14 protein-coding genes and 1 pseudogene are annotated in these 19,591 nt (G+C 60.8%); 5 read left to right on the top strand and 10 right to left on the bottom strand.

All coding sequences use genetic code 11. The features are described from left to right. Positions 1 to 17: 17 nt before the first annotated feature. Together G3O06_RS24660 and G3O06_RS24655 are read right to left on the bottom strand one after the other, a co-directional pair. Complete coding sequence (locus tag G3O06_RS24660; protein ID WP_174970132.1) at positions 18 to 473, bottom strand: VOC family protein; 456 nt, start codon at positions 471 to 473, stop codon at positions 18 to 20. Positions 474 to 763: 290 nt separating this feature from the next. After that, the gene (locus tag G3O06_RS24655; RefSeq protein WP_205817789.1) at positions 764 to 1,762 is read right to left on the bottom strand and encodes a helix-turn-helix domain-containing protein; all 999 of its coding nucleotides are present in this window, start codon (positions 1,760 to 1,762) and stop codon (positions 764 to 766) included. Between the two features lie 336 nt (positions 1,763 to 2,098). On the opposite strand from G3O06_RS24655, the gene G3O06_RS24650 reads away from it, so the two are divergent. Both G3O06_RS24650 and G3O06_RS24645 read left to right on the top strand, forming a co-directional pair. After that, positions 2,099 to 3,073, top strand: coding sequence for a nitronate monooxygenase family protein (locus G3O06_RS24650; RefSeq protein ID WP_175000295.1), 975 nt, complete (start codon positions 2,099 to 2,101; stop codon positions 3,071 to 3,073). 577 nt (positions 3,074 to 3,650) lie between these two features. Further along, the gene (locus tag G3O06_RS24645) at positions 3,651 to 5,702 is read left to right on the top strand and encodes a sensor histidine kinase (protein WP_241020225.1); all 2,052 of its coding nucleotides are present in this window, start codon (positions 3,651 to 3,653) and stop codon (positions 5,700 to 5,702) included. Here G3O06_RS24645 and G3O06_RS24640 read toward each other — a convergent pair. Then, positions 5,669 to 6,328 (bottom strand): response regulator transcription factor, encoded by a 660-nt coding sequence (locus G3O06_RS24640; RefSeq protein WP_174914088.1) that lies wholly within the window; start codon positions 6,326 to 6,328, stop codon positions 5,669 to 5,671. The genes G3O06_RS24645 and G3O06_RS24640 overlap by 34 nt on opposite strands. A gap of 498 nt (positions 6,329 to 6,826) precedes the next feature. Between G3O06_RS24640 and rpoD the strand changes: the two genes are divergently transcribed. Next, positions 6,827 to 8,854 (top strand): RNA polymerase sigma factor RpoD, encoded by a 2,028-nt coding sequence (gene rpoD / locus G3O06_RS24635; RefSeq protein WP_241020224.1) that lies wholly within the window; start codon positions 6,827 to 6,829, stop codon positions 8,852 to 8,854. 101 nt (positions 8,855 to 8,955) lie between these two features. On the opposite strand, the gene G3O06_RS24630 is transcribed toward rpoD, so the two are convergent. Together G3O06_RS24630 and G3O06_RS24625 are read right to left on the bottom strand one after the other, a co-directional pair. After that, positions 8,956 to 9,159, bottom strand: coding sequence for a cold-shock protein (locus G3O06_RS24630; RefSeq protein WP_174914086.1), 204 nt, complete (start codon positions 9,157 to 9,159; stop codon positions 8,956 to 8,958). A 230-nt stretch (positions 9,160 to 9,389) separates the two neighbouring features. Beyond that, complete coding sequence (locus tag G3O06_RS24625; protein ID WP_174914084.1) at positions 9,390 to 9,554, bottom strand: zinc ribbon domain-containing protein; 165 nt, start codon at positions 9,552 to 9,554, stop codon at positions 9,390 to 9,392. Between G3O06_RS24625 and G3O06_RS24620 the strand changes: the two genes are divergently transcribed. Beyond that, positions 9,483 to 9,629 carry a hypothetical protein gene (locus tag G3O06_RS24620; RefSeq protein ID WP_174982283.1) on the top strand — a complete coding sequence of 49 codons (147 nt, stop codon included), beginning with the start codon at positions 9,483 to 9,485 and terminating at the stop codon, positions 9,627 to 9,629. The two genes, G3O06_RS24625 and G3O06_RS24620, sit on opposite strands and share 72 nt — an antisense overlap. 173 nt (positions 9,630 to 9,802) lie before the next feature. Here G3O06_RS24620 and G3O06_RS24615 read toward each other — a convergent pair. The 4 genes and pseudogenes from G3O06_RS24615 to G3O06_RS24600 form a co-directional block, all read right to left on the bottom strand. Then, positions 9,803 to 10,982: pseudogene (locus tag G3O06_RS24615) on the bottom strand (ISNCY family transposase). A 212-nt stretch (positions 10,983 to 11,194) separates the two neighbouring features. Continuing rightward, positions 11,195 to 11,905, bottom strand: a complete 711-nt coding sequence (locus tag G3O06_RS24610) for a hypothetical protein (RefSeq protein WP_346779553.1) — start codon at positions 11,903 to 11,905, stop codon at positions 11,195 to 11,197. 96 nt (positions 11,906 to 12,001) lie between these two features. After that, complete coding sequence (locus G3O06_RS24605) at positions 12,002 to 12,823, bottom strand: DUF2491 family protein (RefSeq protein ID WP_205817787.1); 822 nt, start codon at positions 12,821 to 12,823, stop codon at positions 12,002 to 12,004. 8 nt (positions 12,824 to 12,831) lie between these two features. Beyond that, a complete protein-coding gene (locus tag G3O06_RS24600) occupies positions 12,832 to 13,437 on the bottom strand; it encodes a hypothetical protein (protein WP_174969994.1) in 606 nt (201 codons plus the stop codon). Between the two features lie 371 nt (positions 13,438 to 13,808). On the opposite strand from G3O06_RS24600, the gene G3O06_RS24595 reads away from it, so the two are divergent. Continuing rightward, complete coding sequence (locus tag G3O06_RS24595; protein WP_205817786.1) at positions 13,809 to 14,021, top strand: hypothetical protein; 213 nt, start codon at positions 13,809 to 13,811, stop codon at positions 14,019 to 14,021. Between the two features lie 738 nt (positions 14,022 to 14,759). Here the strand turns inward: G3O06_RS24595 and G3O06_RS24590 are convergent. Beyond that, positions 14,760 to 19,577 carry an RHS repeat-associated core domain-containing protein gene (locus G3O06_RS24590; RefSeq protein WP_346779552.1) on the bottom strand — a complete coding sequence of 1,606 codons (4,818 nt, stop codon included), beginning with the start codon at positions 19,575 to 19,577 and terminating at the stop codon, positions 14,760 to 14,762. Positions 19,578 to 19,591: the final 14 nt, after the last annotated feature.

The following is a 19,591-nucleotide window of genomic DNA, read 5'->3' as shown; positions in this document are numbered from 1 at the left end:
GGCCCGCGGCGTACCGTTCAGGTTGGCTGCTGGTCGCTGGCCAGCAGCGCCGTATAACGCCGCTGCATTTCATCGGGGGCGACCGCTTCGATCGTGTGCCCGATCATCCAATCGTATCCGAACGGGTCGCGAATCTGACCGGAACGCTCGCCGTAGAACTGGTCCTGGATCGGGTGCGTCAGCCGCGCGCCGGCCGCAATCGCTGCGGCGATCGTCGTATCGGCGTTGTCGACGAGCAGGTGAAGCAGCATCGGTGCCTTGCCATCCGGGTCGAGGGCAAGGAGATCGTATTCGGGGAACTCGTCCGAGATCATCAGCGTGCACGGCCCGAGCTGCAATTCCGCGTGGCCGATGCGCCCCGACGGTTCGACGAGGCGGAATTTTTCCTGCCCGCCGAACGCCTTCGTATAGAACGCGATGGCTTCGTCCGCGTGCTTGGCTCGCAAATAGGGAAAGACTTCGTGAATCGCCATGATGCCCTCCGACTGATTGTGTGGGTGTCGCTCGATCCTGTCGGGCCTCGAGGGCCCGGTCTTGAACAGAATTTGCCGCCGCGCCTGACTTGGAAATGGCGGGTACGACGCCCGGACCGAGTCGATGAAAGATCGCAGGGCGTCGCCGGGGCGGCGGCCGAGGATCATGTCTTTTACGGTGTCGTGAGCGGCGAACACGCTGATTCTACAGACGAATTGTGTGGCCGGGGCGAGGGTGGTGACGGGGAGGCGGGGGCTTGGCGGGTGGGCAGCCGTCCGCAATCAACCGGTCATTGTTGCGATTCCCCCGTGGGCCGAAAGCGATCCCGGTATGCACCGGGGCTGAGGCCGACCTTGTCCTTGAACAGCCGGCAGAATGAGCTCGTATCGCTGTATCCCACCTGGGCCGTAATCCGCTCGAGGCTGAGATCGCCGGCCTCCAGCAAACCGCGCGCGGCTTCGATGCGCAGGCTCTGCAAATATCGCAATGGCGGCTGGTTCAGCGCTGCCTGGAATCGACGGATGATCGTGCGCTCGCTCACGCCGAGGTCATGCGCCATCTCCGACATCTTCACGTCCTTCGTCATGTGCTTCTGCAGCCAATGCTGCGCGCGGTGAACCAGCGAATCCGCGTGCGCCTTGTCGGTCAGCAACGGAAGATACGGCAATTGCTTCGTCTGGCTGACGTCGATCAGCATGGCTTTGGCGCACTGCGCGGCGATGACCGCCCCGGAGAAGCGTTCGATGACATGGATGGTCTGCAGCAGGTAGGACGCTGACGCGCCGGCGCAGATCAGGCGGTCGGCCTCGGTGACGACGGGTTCCAGCTGAAGGTCGACACGGGGAAACCGGCTGCGAAACTGGTCAGCCAGCCACCACGTGGTCGTCGCGGGCCGTCCGTCCAGAAGGCCGGTTTTGGCCAGCACGAACGTGCCGGTGCAGTTGGCTGCAAGGTAGGCCCCCGCGTTCCATTGCGAAACCAGCCAGCCGCATGCGGCAGATTGTCGTGCCAGCAACTGGTCGAAGGCCTTGCCGCTCGCGTAGTGCGCACTGGGAATGAACACCAGGTCGAACGTCTCGCGCGGCCGGATCGGCTCCGTGTTCAGTTGCAGCCCATTGCTGGCCATGACGGGCTCCCCCGTCGGAGAAACGAACCGCCATTCGAACTGCGTATTTCCATTGCCTCCTTGTCGCCGCAAGTGCGCGTTCGCGATCTGAAGGATGTCGGCGAACCCGCCCAGGCTGGAGGCGTAGCAATCGTCATACGCAAGGATGGCGGCGCGGGGCATCGTGTGTCGGATATCGCATTCAATGTGTCAGTTTAGCCAATGTACGGCAATTCGAACTGCGAGGAAACTGTCGGTGTCTACTTGGCGCCAGCGCCGGGCGGTGGCCGGATCGTCAACGTGGTCGGCTGCGCAGGGGCGGCGGTGTCGTGTGATGCCCGGGCCGCGCGAAGGCAAATGCGGCCGGCGCGCGGGTATCTCCGGCGCCTCCGTTGCCTGGCTGCGTGGATTGCCGTCGGCTTCGCACCGGCGATTCAGCCGTGCAGTGACGCACGTCGTGGTCGCACCGCGTTTCCTGCATGCGCAGGCGCTTTCGTCTCAACCTGAACCGAAAACATCATGAAAACCAGGATCACAGAACTCTTCGGCATCGAATATCCGATCATTCAGGGCGGCATGCACCACGTCGGGTATGCGGAGCTGGCGGCAGCCGTCTCCAACGCCGGTGGCCTCGGCATCATCACCGGCCTGACGCAGCGGACGCCGGCCGATCTCGCTGCCGAAATCCGGCGTTGCCGCGAGATGACCGACAAGCCGTTCGGCGTGAACCTCACGTTCCTGCCGACGGTCACTTCGCCCGACTATCCCGGCTATATCCGGGCCATCGTCGAAGGCGGGGTCAAGATCGTCGAAACGGCCGGCAACAACCCACAGCCCTATCTGGCAGCGCTCAAGGAGGCGCATGTCAAGGTGATCCACAAGTGCACGTCGGTTCGTCACGCGCTGAAGGCCGAGTCGATTGGCTGCGATGCGGTCAGCGTCGATGGATTCGAATGCGGTGGTCATCCCGGCGAGGACGACATTCCGAACTTCATTCTCCTGCCACGCGCGGCCGACGAGCTCAAGATTCCGTTCGTGGCTTCCGGCGGCATGGCCGATGGCCGGTCGCTGGTTGCGGCACTTTCGCTGGGCGCGGAGGGCATCAACATGGGGACGCGATTTATCGCCACCCGCGAGGCACCGGTGCACGAGAACGTGAAGCAGGCACTGGTCGCGGCCACCGAACTGGACACGCGCCTGGTCATGCGCCCGTTGCGCAATACCGAGCGGGTGCTGCGCAATGCCGCGGTCGATCGCATCCTCGAAAAGGAAAGCAGGCTCGGCGCCAGTATCCGGTTCGACGATATCGTCGAAGAGGTCGCCGGCGTGTATCCGCGCATCATGAAGGAAGGTGCGCTCGACGCGGGCGCATGGTCGTGCGGCCTGGTCGTCGGGTTGATCAGGGATATCCCGACCGTGAAGGAACTCGTCGATCGCATCGTGAGCGAGGCGACGGAGATCATTCGCAGTCGGTTGGCACGCGTCGTTGTTTGATCTGATTGTCGAGTTGAGGTGCCGCAGGCCTTCGCTGAAGAATCTTCGGCGGTCAGTTCGTGCGAGAGCCGAGTTCGCCGAAGCGCGGCGACGAAGCGCAACGCAAGTCGTGCATCGCGGCGCTTCCGGCCCCGCCCGGCCCCATTGGGCCAGGCGAGGCTGGAGAAGGACGAACCACTGCCCGCCATCTTCACGCGCGACACCACCCAAACCCGTCAAACCCCGCCGACCTCCGTCGACGGCGACGGCATTGCTGTCCAACGAGCGCCTCGTGCCTGATTTTTTATGTATGCTCGTCAGAATGCCGCCGCCAGCCCGGCCGTATCGTTGTTTTCGGCGTCGATGCGCCGTCGTCGTGCGGGGCGCAGGCAAGGGTGGTGCCGCTGGTCAAGGGCTTCGGGCATTCACTGTCGGCGAACCGCGCCCGCGCCTCCCTGATTGGCGTGCATCTTAAATGAGCGTGCCCGGCGATAACTGACAAGTTCTGACATCCGGCGCGCGGGCGGCACCGGGACGCCGGAGGGCGTCGCGCGTTCGGTTATAGTGTCGCCCGATCGCAGACACCAGCACGAATCCCATGATGTTCCGGCTCGCCTTCCTCATCTTGATTGCCTGGGCCTCGGGGGCCTCGGCGGCAACGCCCATTACGCTGCCGGACGGAGGACAGGTTGGCATCCGGAACGGCTGGGATCTGTTGCGCGATCCGGGCAACACGCTCACGGTCGAGCGCATGTCGGAGCCCGAGATCGCGCGCGCGTTCATCGGCCAGACGTCGGAGCCTGCGCTCGGCTATGTCAACGGCGCGGCGTGGCTGCGCCTGACCGTGACGCGTCCGGCGAGCGCACCGCCGATGTGGCTGCTGGAATTGCGGTCGTCGCTGCTGAACGACGTCATGCTGTACGTGCCGCAGCCGGGCGGCGGGTACCAGCGCCACGTCGCGGGTGATCGCAAGCCGGTGGAGCAGCGCGACATCGCGTACCGCAACCCCGTCTTTCGCCTGGATCTTCCGGCGGGCCAACCGGTCACGCTCTATCTCCGAATCCGCAGCACCAGCACCATGAGTTTCTCGATGGCGCTGTGGTCGCCCGACGCGTTCATCTCCGCAACGAGCAAGGAATCCTTGCTGTTCGGCCTGCTGGACGCCGCGCATCTCGTGCTGATTGTCTCGAGCCTGTGGCTTTTCCGGGTGACGCGCGATGCGTCGTTCGGGCTCTACGGGCTGAGCGTCATCGTGAACCTGCTCACCGCGCTCGGCGCCGAAGGCTACATCTATCAATACCTGCTGCCGGACTTTCCGGCCGCGAGCAATGCTGTCTACCTGCTGAGCTGGCTGCTCGGCACGCCCGCCGGCACGCTGTTCACCGCGCATTACCTCGGCCTGTTCAACGGGCGCTGGCGGCGTCCGACGGTCGCTTTTTCCGCACTGACGATCGTCGTCGCGCTGGCTGCCGCGCCCCTGATGCTGGTGGTCAATGTCTGGTGGGTGCGCCCGCTCTACTTGTTCTGGCAGATGGCGGTCATCCTCGTCACGATGGGCGTTGCGCTCTGGCTGACTGCCCGCGGACACCGGCATGCACGCGTGGTCGTGCTCGTGCTGCTGCTGTTGCTCGGCGGCAGTGCGCTACGTGTCGCACGCAACGTCGGCTGGATTGCGCCGGGCCTGTTCGCCGACAACGCCGGATATCTGGGGATGCTCGCGTTCATGCTGATCATGAATTCGGCGATCAGCTCGCGCTACAACGCGATGCGCAATGCGATGGAAGCGGCACAGGCCGACGCATTGCATGTCGCGCGCCAGGCCGAGCGCGATCTGGAAGCAAAGGTCGCGTTGCGCACCCAGGCGCTTCGGGAGGCGATGGAACAAGTGGAAGCGTCGCTGGCGATGGAAAAGCGTGCACAGGACGAGCAGCGCCAGCTTCTGGCAACCGTGTCGCACGAGCTGCGGACGCCGCTGGCAGTCATCGACGCCACCGCTCAAAACCTCGACCTCGACGACTCCCGCGCCGATCCGCTGACCTCGTCGCGCTACCAGAAGATCCTGCGCGCGACGCAGCGTTTGACGGTGCTGATCAACGACTCGCTTCACGAGGACGGGTTCGAGCTGCTGCGACGCGGAACCCGCATCGGCGACACCCGGCTGGCGGCGCTGCTCGACGATGCGGCCACCGCTGCCAGTGCGCTGTCCGATGGCCACCGCCTCGAGATCGACGCGAAAGACCTGCCGGACACCTTCGCGTGTGACGCGAGCCTGACGCGCCTCGTGCTGCGCACGCTCGCCGACAACGCCGTCAAATACACGCCCGCCGGCACCCGGATCGTGCTGCGCGGCCGGCGTGTGCCGGGCGGCGTGGCGCTGGAAGTAGAGGACGACGGCACCGGCATTCCGCCGGCGGACCTGCCGTACGTGTTCGACCGTTTCTATCGCGGCCGCAACGTGGGGCGCAAGCCGGGTACGGGCCTCGGTCTCCCGCTGGCGCGCCGGATGGTCGAGATGCAGGGCGGTACGTTGAACCTGGTCAGTGAGGCAGGGCACGGCTGCCGGGCTACGGTCTTTTTGCCCACGAACGTGAACGCGGACAGGGCGGCCGTTGCCGGTCAGGCGAGCATCAGCGGCGCGGCGAACGTGTAACCGGTGCGATGGACGGTCTTCAACGGTAGTTCCGAACCCGCCTCGCTTCGCCAGCGCTGCCGCAGACGGCTGACCATCGTCTCCAGCCTGCGCTCGTCGTAGTCGACCCAGTTGAAACCGAAATCCTCCGCGATCTGTCGTCGGCTGACTGCCTTGGATGGATGCCGTGCGAGGAGGGCGAGCAGGGCGATCTCGCTTGCCGACAGATCGAGCCGGCCACCGGCCGGCGCGGTCAGCACGCGCGCTTGGCAGTCGAGCCGCCAGTCGTTTGCCACCCGGCGGCCGAGTGCCTGGAGAATGGCGTCGAGTTCGAGCAGTTTCACCGGCTTGACGAGATAGTGATCGGCGCCGCCAATCAGGCCGTCGATCTTGTCCTGCGTGTCCCCGCGGGCAGTCAGCATGACGATGCCGCAGTCGCGATGGCGAGCCCTGAGCCATGTGGCCGCATCGAAGCCGCTACCGTCCGGCAGCATCACGTCGATGATCGCGAATGCGAGATCCGACGCCCGTTCCTGGAATTCCGCGACCGTGCCGGCCTGATCGACCGCCCAGCCGCGTCGTTCCAGGAATGCGGCGATTTCCTCGCGCAACTCGACCTCGTCGTCGAGCAACAGCACCTTTGCCATACCGCTACCTTGGACTCGCGTTGTGTAGATGCGGAGTCTGCTCGTGTTTCAGCCACGATCGACGGCAGTGCCGCGCTGGATAGCGCGATGCTGCCGTCATCGGACCCGCATTCGCCTGCGCTTTGCAAGCGCCGGGATTTTAGCCGACCGCGGCCGCTGCGATCGTGTTAGGCGGGAAATATTGATGTTCGGGATCTTGTGACGTTGACGGATGCGAACGAGCGTGCTGTCCGCGCGAGCGACACCGGAAAAAGCGGAAAGGAGGGCGGTGAGGAACAGCGCGTGTTATGGGGCCGACTGCTGACACCCTTGGCGCAGCTAGCGCGCGCAAAGTGTATGGAAATCCAAGACCCCGGTGTTGCGCCGCACAACACATTCCGGTATCATTCACGCCCCCCATAAGCTGCGCACACGGATTTCGCGCGAGGCGTCCCGCCCTCGACTATCTGTGCGTACACGATTCCGTTCGCATCCCGGCAGGCAACCCATTCTGGCGTCATGCTCGCGACGATCGTCGGCTCATCTGTCGAGGAGCATGTATTGGCAATTCCTGATCGTAACGATTCCACATCCCCTGAAATCACAGTCACGGCAAAAGCCGGCCGCCGCGTGTCGAAGGGAAAGGCCCAGGCCCTGACACCGACGGACACCGCGTCACTGGCACGCCAGAATGAGGAGCGCCAGCACCAGATGCGCGCGTTGATCGCGCTCGGTCGCGAGCGCGGCTATCTGACCCACGCGGACATCAACGATCACCTGCCCGACAACTTTGCCCAAACGGCGGCGATGGACACGATCGTCAGTACGTTCAGCGACATGGGCGTGGCCGTGTACGAACAAGCGCCGGACGCCGAAGCGCTCCTGTTGACCGACGCTGCGCCGGCCGTGGCATCCGACGATCAGGCGGACGAGGAGGCGGAAGCTGCGTTATCGACCGTCGATTCCGAATTCGGCCGCACCACGGATCCGGTTCGGATGTACATGCGTGAGATGGGGGCCAGCGAACTGCTGACCCGCGCCGGTGAAATCGAGGTCGCGAAACGGATCGAAGATGGTCTGCAGGACATGATTCAAGCGATTGCCGCGTGTCCGTCGATCGTGTCCACGATTCTTGCCGATGTCGACCGCATCGTTGCCGGCGAACTGCGCATCGACGAACTGGTCGATGGCATCAGTGTCGACGCCGACGAAAGCGAAATGACGCCGGACTCCCAGGAAGAGGATGCGGAAGCACTCGCCGCCGACGATGATTCGGACGAAGACGACGTCGAAACGGACGCCGGGGATTCGGAGAAGGTGAACGCGGCACGCCTCGAAGAACTCACGAACGACAGTCTTGTGATTTTCGCGCGCGTGCGTGCACTGTTCGAGCAGTTGCCGGATGTGCCTGTTACTGGCGATGCCCGTTCCGCAGCCGCCGCGCAAGTGCGCACGGCGATCCAGCATGAACTCGCGCCGATCCGCTTTACGGCCAAGACCATCGACCGCCTGTGCGCCATTGTGCATGGGCAAGTGACTGAGGTTCGCGCGATCGAGCGCAGCATCCTGGCGATTGCTGTCGACCGTTGCGGCATGCCACGCGACGCGTTTGTCGAGTCGTTCCCGGGCCACGAGACCGACCTCGAATGGACGAACCGCACGGCGGCTACCTCGCAGCAGTTTGGCGCGGCGCTCGAGCGACATCAGCCGGCGATTCAGGCGGCGCAGCAGAAGCTCGTCGACATCGAGTCCCGGGTCTCGTTGCCGCTCCAGCAGCTCAAGCAGATCAACCGCCAGATGAGTGCCGCGGAACTGAAAATGCGGCAGGCGAAGCGCGAGATGATCGAGGCGAACCTTCGTCTTGTCATTTCGATCGCCAAGAAATACGTGAATCGCGGCATGCAGTTCCTGGATTTGATCCAGGAGGGCAATATCGGCCTGATGAAGGCCGTGGACAAGTTCGAATACCGGCGCGGCTGGAAGTTCTCGACCTACGCGACTTGGTGGGTCCGGCAGGCTGTCACGCGTGCGCTCGCCGATCAGGCGCGAACCATTCGCGTGCCGGTCCACATGATCGAGACGATCAACAAGCTGAACCGGATATCGCGCGAAATCTTGCAACAGACTGGGCAGGAAGCGCATCCCGCAGTGCTCGCAAAGCGCATGGAGATGTCCGAGGAGAAAGTGCTCAGTATCCTCAAGATCGCCAAGCAACCTGTCTCGCTCGAAACGCCGGTGGGTGACGACGCCGATGCAACGCTCGGCGACATGATCGAGGATGTTTCCGCGAGTTCGCCGGCTGAGGCGGCGATTCACGCGAACATGCGCGCGGCGATCGACGAGGCACTCAACGGGTTGTCGCCGCGCGAGGCCAAGGTTCTGCGGATGCGATTCGGGCTCGACACAAACTCCGATCACACGCTTGAAGAGGTCGGCAGGCAGTTCGACGTGACCCGCGAGCGGATCCGTCAGATTGAGAGCAAGGCGATGCGCAAGCTGATGCATCCCAGCCGTGCAGACAAGCTCAGGCCCTTTCTAGAGCGCTGAGGCAAGCCGGGCGTGGTATCCGACGCCCGGCTCCAGACTTGCGGCGATCACGCGTCGGCCTGATCGTTGTCCTGACCGGGCGTGTTCGCTGCGGGGAGAGCTTACAGCGGCTTGATGCTGGCGGCCTGCTTCCCCTTGGGGCCTTGCTTGACCTCGAAGCTGACCTTCTGGCCCTCCTGAAGCGATTTGAAGCCACTTCCCTGAACCTCGGAGAAGTGCGCAAACAGGTCTTCGCCGCCGTCATCCGGCGAGATGAATCCGAACCCCTTCGTATCGTTAAACCACTTGACGGTACCTGTTGCCATACTCTGAACGCTCCAAGGAAATCGGTTGTAAATGATGCGACTGGCCTGTGCCAGACAGCGGCTACCTTGTATCACGACGGGGCTGTCACTGACAATCCAGATTTTTGGTAAGCCACGCTGGCATAGCCGATGCGTGCCCCTCAAAATCTTCGTTGAACCAGACGCGCTGCCTCGTAAGCGATTTCGGCGTTAGCACCTGGCGAACGGGAAAATAGAGTCGACAGGCTGGATCAGCTCTTTCTTGACGTCTTCGCGACAAATGGCGTCGGTACGTGTTGAACCTGTTCGCTTCCGCAATGAGGGCAGGGCGGATGAGCCGATGCATGTTCGGCGAGATGCTCGACGCTCTCGAACGTTTTGCCGCACTTCTCGCAACGGTATTGGTAGGTCGGCATGGCATTCCTCCGGTATCGATGCTGCCCGAGGATATGAGTATGGTTCGTGGCGGCGCGAACTTGATATTGCAGTGAACCCGCATAATGCGATGGCGAGGGACTTGAGCTGCAACTACGCTCGATCGCACGAACCTCGGTCATCTGTTCACGCCCCCCGGGCACACGATCTGCGTGCTGCCAATGCAGCGCTGTTACGCATGGCTTCCAATCGCAGGGGCAACCGGTAACACACTGCGTCAAGACTCCAATCAGCATGAAGGCAGAGCCGCCCGGACGTCATAACTCTCAAGACACAGCCATATGCCGGTAGGAAGTTTTGGCGCAACGCCGAAACGTTCAGGCTTCCGAACTTCGAGGCCCTGATTCGTGCGTGACGGCGAACCGGAAGCGCGTTGGTTATCGCGCTGCGCCTGAAGCGCCTGCGCAACCTGCAGCACGTGGCTTAGGCGTTTGTGTTCGATGATCGCGCCTTGATCAACCTCCGCCAGCTTGTCCAGATTCTCGTCGTCTCGCAACGGTCGATGCGCATCACGGCGGCTTCGCGAACCGAGCGTTATACATGGCGATGAAGGAGGGCGCATAAGCGTTGGCGTCGGCTACCGTATTGATCCCGCGCAATCGCATCTCCTTGACCAATCGATCCTGCAGCGTCAGGTGTGCTCGTTCGACTCGCCCCTTGGTCGAGCTGCTGTTCGCACAGAACGTGTCGATGTTCAGCTCGTACATCGCCCGACCAAACGGCGTCACGCGATTGCCAGTCTTGCCCGGCTTCACGTTGCGAAACACGCTGGCCTTGTCGCTGTAGAACGCTCCCGGCTTGCCATGGCGTTCGATGTACGCCCGCGTTGCCTCGAAGTAGCTGAAGATCGATTCGGTCTGCGTGAAGTACAGCATCATCAGGTGGCTCGTCGCGTCATCCACATACACCAGCAGCGTGCAGGCCGGCGCCCGTTCCTCGAACCACCGATGATCGCTGCCGTCGATCTGGATCAGCTCGCCCAGGCATGCTCGTCGTGCTCGCGGCTGGTAGACCTTCGGCGGACGCTGTCGGCGCGGAACCCACAAGCCAGCGTCCGTCATCAGCTTCCTGACCGTCTCCTTGGCCAGCCGGATACCGTGGCATTCCCAGAGCTTCTCGCAAGCCAGCGTCGGCCCGAAATCGGCGTAGCGGTCGCGAATGATCGTCAGCGCTCGCCGAGCCAGTTCCTCGTCCAATCGGCGGTTCCCCGGACGACCACGTTTGCGCGACGTCAGTCCGGCCGCTCCGGATTCCCGGTACCGAATCACGAGCCGTTCGATCTGCCGTACCGTCAGGCCCAGCCGTTCGGCCGCACGTCCGGGCTTCAAGCCCGTGTCCACCACAGCCTGGATTACCTTCAGACGGTCGAGTTCTCGCATGTTCAATGTCACCAGTGCTGTTCGGTGCATCGCCGGCTCCATGGTTTGACGGGGAGCCGGCAAGCTTACCGAGGTCCAAACGCGACATTTCTAAATGGCTAGAACACGACATTTCTAAAAAGCTACCACAACACAAACTATCGATAATTCACGTTATGTCAAATAAGATTGATTTGATGTTAACCGCCCAGATTCGACTCTGTTTGCCGCGCGCCGTCGTCCCCGGCGCGCGGCCCACCCGATTACGACTGCGAGATCCGGCGCAAGCGATCAATCACCGATTCCGAGCCGGCGGGAGCGCCACCCGCAGCGATGCGACGCGCTTCTTCGACCGCAGCCTGCTGATCGAGCGGTTTTTGCCCGATGGAGGCCACGGTCTGCGCGGCGTCGGCCGAGACACGCGCCTGGGCGGCAGCAGCCTGCAACGCGCCAAGTCCGGTTGAAGCGGAGCCGGTGCTCGCGCGCAAGCGGTTCAGTTCGTCCTGCTGCTGTTGCATCAATTGAGCCCGCTCGCGATCAGCCTGTGCCTGCGCGAGGTCCGCCATTGCGGCGCGTGCTTTCGCATCGAATTCGTTCAACTGGGTTTCGACGGTCCGCAGGATTTCCTGCAGCGTCTCGACGAGTTGCCGAGCGCTATCGGCTTCGGCCTCACGCTGCGGCAGATCCCGCTTGCGGCGCTCGAGATCGTCGGTGAACTGCGTCAGCGTTGCTTCGTTGATCTCCTGCTTTTCGAACTTGTCGATCAGCACGACCGACGCTTTCACGTCTCCGTCGATGCTTGCCTTCAGTTCAGCCGCCGCGGTTTGCGCCTTGTTGCTTTTCTGCTTGGCCTCGGCAAGCTTTACCGCCACTTCATGCAGTTTCGCCTGCAGGTTGTCGCGGTCGACTTGCGTAGCCGTTTCGGGATCGAATGCGGCGATCTGTTGCGCCAGACGATCGCCGACGGTTCCCACGTGTTTCGCAAGCAGTGACGAAACGAGTTTCCAGCCAGACATGGTGTTCTCCTTGGTGAACCTTGTATTGCGGATGGATCGAGGCGGCTTAGCGCCTCAGAAAATCTTGACTCGCAGCGGATCGAGGGCAAGGCCGGCGAAATAGTCGACCCAGACGGCCGGCGCCGGGTGTCCGTCCATCGTCTCGACGTGCTCGAAATCGATCCACAGGCGCTCGATCGGGCCGCTTTCCTGCGCCGGGCCGGCCGGCAGGCGCCGCACGTACTGCATGAACGAATGCGTCTTCTCGACGCCCTTCTCGCCGACGCTATCGTCCAGACGACGCTCCCGAGCAGTCCACGGCCTGATGTAGTCGCCACCGGGCGCGTCACGCTCGAACCCGATCGCATCGTTGCCGCCGAGCAGCGCATCGACGCGCGCCGGATTCCTGGCGAGATGGGCGATCTGGTCAAGCTCGTCGCGATCCATGTCGTAACGATCCTGCCCGAGCCCGTAGCCGTTGCCGAGGAATGCATCCTGCTCCTCGGACGTCACCGGATATTCGCGGTACAGGAACTGGTAGTAGGCGACTTCCCGAATATCCTGGGGATCATCCCTGCCCGTCATGACCTGCAGGAACGCGCCCTGCCCGTTCCTGTCAGGTCCCGTGTTCGTGTACATCCGGAAAATCGACAGATCCGCGTCGGCGTCGATATGCAGGCGGCTGACCGCAACGATCGGCATCTGTGCGTCCGGCGGCACGACGAGGAGCGCGCCCTCCAGTAGAGCGAAGTCGGCCAGCACAAGCTTGATCATGCCGCCGATGCATGCGCCGAGCGGTAGTCCGGTGTCGACCCGGTCCGGTTGAGCGGTGCGCGCTCGCGCGAAATCGTCGAGGCGCTTTTCACCGATGCGGCGAGCGAGTTCAAGGATTCCCATGTTCGTTCTCAGAGGCGATAGTTGGTGTGGGATGCATAGCGCGCCTTTCTGAGTAGCCACGCGCGGCGCGCACGCTGGAACATCCCAACGACGAGACAAGCGGAGATAAAGATCATTCCGCCGAACAGGAATGCATCCATGATCGGATGCTTGCTTTCCCCTGCCGGTTGTTTTTCCGTCGTTGCCGGCGACTGAGCGAGTGTTTCCGCCCGGGCGTCGGATGCGGCGTCCGGCGTGGCATCGTCGCCGGATGTATTTCGATATCTTGATGCTGAGGTCGAGTCGACCGAACGCGCCATCGGTTGCTGGACCACGACGGTTTCGCGCGGCGAGCTGCTACGTCCGAGCAAGTAGCCCAGCAGGAGCCTGTCATTGCTGCTGGATTGCTGTCCAGCCACCGGCGGCGCTGCGCCATGAGCGGGTGCGCTGGATGTCGACGCGGTGCTTTGCGTCCCGTATGACGATGTATCTCCGGACGCGCCGTGGCTGAGCGAGCTGCTGCTACCGGCGCTATCGCTGCCATGCGACGGCTGGTTCGAATTCAGCGTTGCAGCCGCATCGCGGCTCGACTGAGCCGCATACAGTGCGCCGCCGAGTGCGGTCGCGGCGATCACTTTCCTGGAACCGGAGCTGCTGAACCCCGACTTCGAGGACGTGCCGGATGGACTCGCCGACGAACGAGCCGATGAGTCATCGGAAGCGTTTTTCGAGCTCGACGAGCCGTATGAGCGGCCGTAACCGGAGCTGGATGAACTTGCCGACGACCGAGCGGATGAGTCGTAGGACGAGCCTTTCGAACTCGACGAACCGTATGAGCGGCCGAAACCCGAGCTGGATGGACTCGTCGACGACCGAGCGGATGAGTCGTAGGACGAGCCTTTCGAACTCGACGAACCGTATGAGCGGCCGAAACCCGAGCTGGATGGACTCGTCGACGAACGAGCCGATGAGTCGTAAGACGAGCCTTTCGAGCTCGACGAGCCGTATGAGCGGCCGAAACCCGAGCTGGATGGACTCGTCGACGAACGAGCCGATGAGTCGTACGACGAGCTTTTCGAGCTCGACGAACCGTAAGAGCGACCATAACCCGAGCTGGATGACGAACTGCTGGAACTCGAGCTGGATGAGTAGCGACTGGAGCTTGAGCCGGACGACGAGCCGCTGGAACTCGAGCTGGACGACGAGCGGCTCGAACTGAAGCCGGAACTCTTTGCAAAGGCGACCGGCGTCGCGGAACCTGTGGCAAGCGCGAAGGCGACCAACGTCGCAGCGACCTTCTGGCGTGTGGTCCTCATGTTGTTGACGTCCTTGTTGTTCAAATATTGTCTGCCTGGGCCGGCCGGCCTCTCGGTTACCGTTCCGGTCCAGCTTCGTGCGCTGATTCTCGCGCCGTCTCTGCGTGGATCACGCGCTAGTGTCGTGCAGTGCGCGAACCGAATTACCCGCCCCCCTCGACGCGCGCATGATCGTAGCAAGTTTAAAGAAAGCTTGCATGATCATTTCAATATGCATGGGTTGGCATGACCGATTCACGCCACTGTTTCAAAAAATTAAATAATTCGAATAATTGTTTTCTTGTGCAGGCTCGATCGCCAAAGACTTCGCGAGTCGGGTGACGGTCCGTCCTGACCGTCGGTTTTCGCTTGTCGCCGATCATGTCTTGAAGCCGTTTGCGCCGAGTTCTTTGCGGGCGAGGGGCGTGACGGGCGAGGCGAAGCTCGGCATCGGACGAGCCGACCTTGTAGCTTGGGAGTGCGCATGCCGGTCATGCATTCGCACCCTCCCCCGAGGGGATACATGTTCACGCGAGCATAAATGTATCGTCTATTGTCGTGGCGGACATGACATTGCACGCGCGTCCGACGCAGGTCGTCGATACAATTCTTCATTTTCCACTCTTTTCCGACTGGGCCTGTATTCGGAGTTTAATGTGGTTTCAGGGCCAAGGTTTCCATAATTTGTTTTCTTTAAACCATTTCGTTTGTTTTCTACTTACAACACTCTGATGGTTCGGTATGCAAGATCTATCATGATCAGTGCGCCCGGTCTTGAGTTCGCATTTGTTTAAAACAGCATCTTTTTCATCATTCATTTCGTGGTGAGCATCCTTTAAGAAGTGCGCCGGAACGATGAAACTCCCTTTTCGAACGTACGATGTTACCTGGGGGGCCTCAACCTCGCATGCGCCAAGTCGATGCAGTTGTCCGAATATGTCCGGCCGGCATACCAGTGAACACACGTTAATGGGAAGCCATTCCTCATCGCGTTCCCACGGTGCATTTTTGTCCGTGCGCTTCAAGCGAACGTACAGCCCTTCGATTTGAGTAAAATTCACCCGTGCCCCACGAATATCATGCTGGTGATCCGAGATGGCGACTTGCTCTGCGTGCTTTCCCTTTGGCTGCTGTGTATATTCGGCTGATATGAGCCCTCTGTTGGGGCGCGATATTTCGATGCTGGTTCTGACCTTGTTCGGGCCACGCCATGCTGTTGTATTTTCATCCTCGCCCTTTCCCCAAGGTGAGAGCCCAAGCGGATCAATTCCATTTATCGCATTCGGTAGGTAGCGATAAAGATTGAGCCCGCCAAGAAGCCCGATAGGGTCCTGGGAAATGAAGATTCCGCCTTCTGGGCTATAATATCGATGTCGGTTATAATGCAACCCCGTTTCTGTATCGTGATATTGACCTTGTAGTCGAAGTGGTTGATCGAATTCGTCGCAAGTCTCGGTTCGACGGATTGCCCCCCAAACTCCATATTCGCCCTCCCAAATGACTGTTCCCAGCGGATCAATCATTCGTGTCGGAGTTCCATTTGGATCCGTGTGAAAGTAATGAACCGCCGGAGCTTCTTTGTCCGTGGATTCAATATTGGTTGAGTATCTACACCGCACCTCGGCCAATGGTCGGAAGGTTTCCGGATAATAGACCCATTCGCGCGCGTCGGTGAAACCAATCACCTGCTCCGAATTGCCGGCTGTTTGGCGACTCATCGCGGGTTGCGGAGCGATTGCGTTTGAAGATGCATTGGCATCGTTCTCGGTGGCGTGAGACAACTCTCCGACCAGGAGGTCGCCCGCCCAGAGAAAACAGCTGGTGCGGGACAGCGCTATGCTGTCGAACGAAGATTCAGGCGGCACGTTGGCATCCTGTCTGACTCGTGTGACCTTGCTCACTCGTCGGTGGAATGCATCGTATCCGTAGCGCGTGCGAATGCTGAGTATGTAACCTCCATCGGTGCTGGAGGTTGGCTCTTGGCGTAGCGTCAACGTTTCGATCAACAGCCCGTCACCGTCCCACTGTAGCCGCAGGTCCTGCTGGCTATCCTGCTTGCGCACGAGGTTCCCGATACGGTCGAACACGTAGTTGCAGCCATCGAGCTCGCCTTCCCGTACCCATGTGTCGATCTGCGAATTCTTGTCGATTGTGCTGCGCTGCCTGATACGCGTTTTCATCAGATTGCCGGCTGGGTCGTACAGGAAGCGATTTAGCTTGCCAACCGGATCGACGTGTTCGATCAGTTTGCCGGTCGGATCATATTTGTAGCGTACGAAACCAAGCCGAGAGTCCTGCTTCGAGGTCATCTCTTCGTTGGCGTTGTAGGTATATTCGCTGACGAACAAGGGACCGGTATTGGTCACCAGTGTCTGTTTGGCCAGCAATCCTGCTGACGTGTAAGACAATTCGCGTCGCAGAGCATCCCCAAGATGCTCGACGCGAGTCTGCCCCAGTGCATCCAGTTCAATGTGGATCTCGGCCGAGTCGTCAATTGTGATCGAGCTGACTGAACCGAAGGCCTCGTACCCGTAACGAACCCGATGCTCGATGAGCTTGCCCCCTGCGTTCAACTGCGTTCGGCGTTCAATCTGGTTGCCTACTGCGTCGTACTCATAACCAATCACGAAGTTGTCGCCCTGCTTCTCCTCGACGAGGCGACCTGCCACGTCGTACACCATTTCGACTCGTCTGTCCGGAGTCTCTGCAGTTACCAGATAGCCAAAATCATCGTACGAGAACTTTTCAACACGGATCCCATTGGGCTGCCGCGAGTCGGGTACTTGCTTTTGTACAATACGCCCGAGCGCATCCGTCTTGTAGTCGATTGCCTGTCCCAGTGGATCGACGCTGCGTCGCAATTCGCCCGCCATGCCGTATTCGTAATAGCGGGATTGTCCCCAGTAGTCGACTTCCTCTACGATTCGTCCCAGCGCATTGCGTTTCAACTGATAGTGCTCGCCGCACTCATTGACGACGCCGATTAACTGTTCCTCGGTATCGTACTGGTATTCAACTATGCCGCCGTCGGGGGTATGCAGCTTGATGACATGCCCCAGTGCGGAATATTCCCGTTGGGTAATCTGTCCGTTCGCGTCGCGATAGCGTGTCAGGTTCCCCTCACCATCGTAGTAGCAATGACGTTCACGTCCACCAGCTTCGATCGTTCGTACAAGATTGCCGTTGCGATCGTATTCGTAACGGGTGATTTGCTCCGACACGTCCACAATCTGAATGACGTTGGCGCGCTCATCGTGTGTGTACCAAGTGCGACGGCCAGATGCATCGGTAAGTCCTGCGAGATTGCCATCTCGATCGTAGTCAAAATGCGTCACCGCCCCATACGGCGCGGTAACGGCAATAAGTTGACCGTGCCGGTCATATTCGTAGCCTGTCGTTGCCAGACCTGGTGTCGTTTGCTCGATCAGGTTGCCTCGATCATCCCATGCATATCGCCACTGCCGTCCCCATGCATCGGTTACGCATGTTGGGTTGTGGTCGGCTCCATACTCAAAGGAAACCACTCGCCCATCGGGCAGCATGCGCGTAAGCAGATTGCCATATGCATCGTATTTCCACGTACTTATGCGACCGGACGGATCGGTTTCGGAGCTTGTTCGACCCCACGCGTCGTATCGATAGGTCGTTGCCCCCCCGACTGGATCAATCCGTGCCACCGGATTGCCGCGCTGGTTCGCTTGGAGGATCGTCGTGTGGCCGAGTGAATTGATGATCCGCGTTTCCCGATGCTCAATATCGTGAACGAAGCAATAATCCAGAATGCCGTTATCCCCCCAAGCACGGTCAACTCGCCAGGTACCGTCATCATGCAGTCGATGGTTGTAATGGAAGGATATTCCTCGTGCATTCGTATGACGAACCATACGATGACCCGCGGCGTATGCAAAATAATGCGGTTGCTCCATTGCATCGCATACGGTAACCAAATCACCACGCAGATCGTTTTCGTAGCTAACGAGTGGATAGCGGCCACCATCTGTACCAATTAGTGTCAACGTGGTGTGCAGATTCGAATGGCGTTCGACCAAGTTGTCGGTGTCGGGCTTGCATTCGATCACGCGCCCTGTTGGCTCGCCTGACTTCCACTCGACTACCCGATGGAGTCGGGAGTCCGGGCCGCGTTCAAACACCCATGCATTATTGTTGAGATCAATTATTCGCTCAACTGGCAACGTTAAATTACTCGTTGATGCAAACCCGTCCGGAATGCGTTGTTCGTGTGGTAATGAAAACTCATGTTCGATACCGGTACGTGTACGCAGAATCAACGTGGAGTCGCGTTGGTACAGAGAATATCCGTTCTGCCAATCATGCACGCGCGTCGACCAACCGGTTGCGCCTGGCATCGCGTCGAATGCCGTTGCGTGGTCGGGAAAATGAACTAATACTGCGTCAACGCCAGCGTGCCGCACAACTTCCATCCGGATATCGGCGGGTGTTTGCCATCCCACGCCGAGCGTTCCGTGCCATGTATCGTTGCTACTGTAGTAGCGCTCCCAGACAAGTGGCAGGCGGCCGGCAATCGTGAAATCTCGCTGTTGCACGACAACTTCGCCTGTAATCGCATTGACAGGCTCAGCATGCAGCACGTTGCATCGCAAGAACCCCGACTTCAGGTTCAACTTGTCCGCCAGCGCCTTCGCCCACTTCGAACCCTGAAACGCCTTGAACAACCCCTTCGCCGCCGCGGCCATGTTCATGATCGGCGGCCCGCCCACCAACACTGGCCGCCCCGCCGGAATCGGCAACATCACCGAGCTCGGCATCGACGGGTAGGTGCGATCCGTATGCGCGCTGTTATGTGGAGGCGGCTCCATCCCGATCGACCAGCAACTCAACGCCTCCAGCGCCATGTATGACATCGGATCGTTGTTGGCGAGCACCGTCTTGCTGCCCATGAACGATTCGCCGTCGTTCGACGGTTCAACCTCCTCAGGCGGCGGCGCAAACGATTCCCCGAGCGGAAAATGCAACCCAGGAACGTGATACGCATGCGTCCCGGCCGTGGCACGCATCATCCCGTTCACGAAAATCGGCCTGCCGCTGCCGCCGCCCGATCCGACGTTCGAGCCAAGATCGTCACTGATGCGGCTCTTGATCTTGTTGGCCTCTTTCGCGAGCCTCATCCCCTCCGCGACAGTGGGGTCGTCCTTGAAGTCCGGCAGCTTTCCGCCACCCATTAAGTCATTGGCCTGCTGGTTTGCCTCATCGGCCAGGTGTTCCAGCTTCTTCACATCTTCGGGGTGGTGTTCGATGTATTCGTTCACCTTTTCCTGCACGATCATCGTCGCGATGCAACCGACCACGGCCTTTGCCGCCTGGATGTATTCGCGCATATCGAGCATGAACCCGACATGAGGGTGCGGCAGGAACACCGGCGGCGTACCCGGCGTGACCAGCACCGAATGAACGTCCACGCCAACAACGGGATCGAGATGCTTGACGGCCAGAAGTGCCACGGTTTCGCCTCCGC

Source organism: Burkholderia sp. Ac-20345 (assembly GCF_017104825.1).
Lineage (GTDB): Bacteria > Pseudomonadota > Gammaproteobacteria > Burkholderiales > Burkholderiaceae > Burkholderia > Burkholderia lata_B.
The sequence above is the reverse complement of the archived record's forward strand: the minus strand, read 5'-3'. Positions and strand labels throughout refer to the sequence as shown.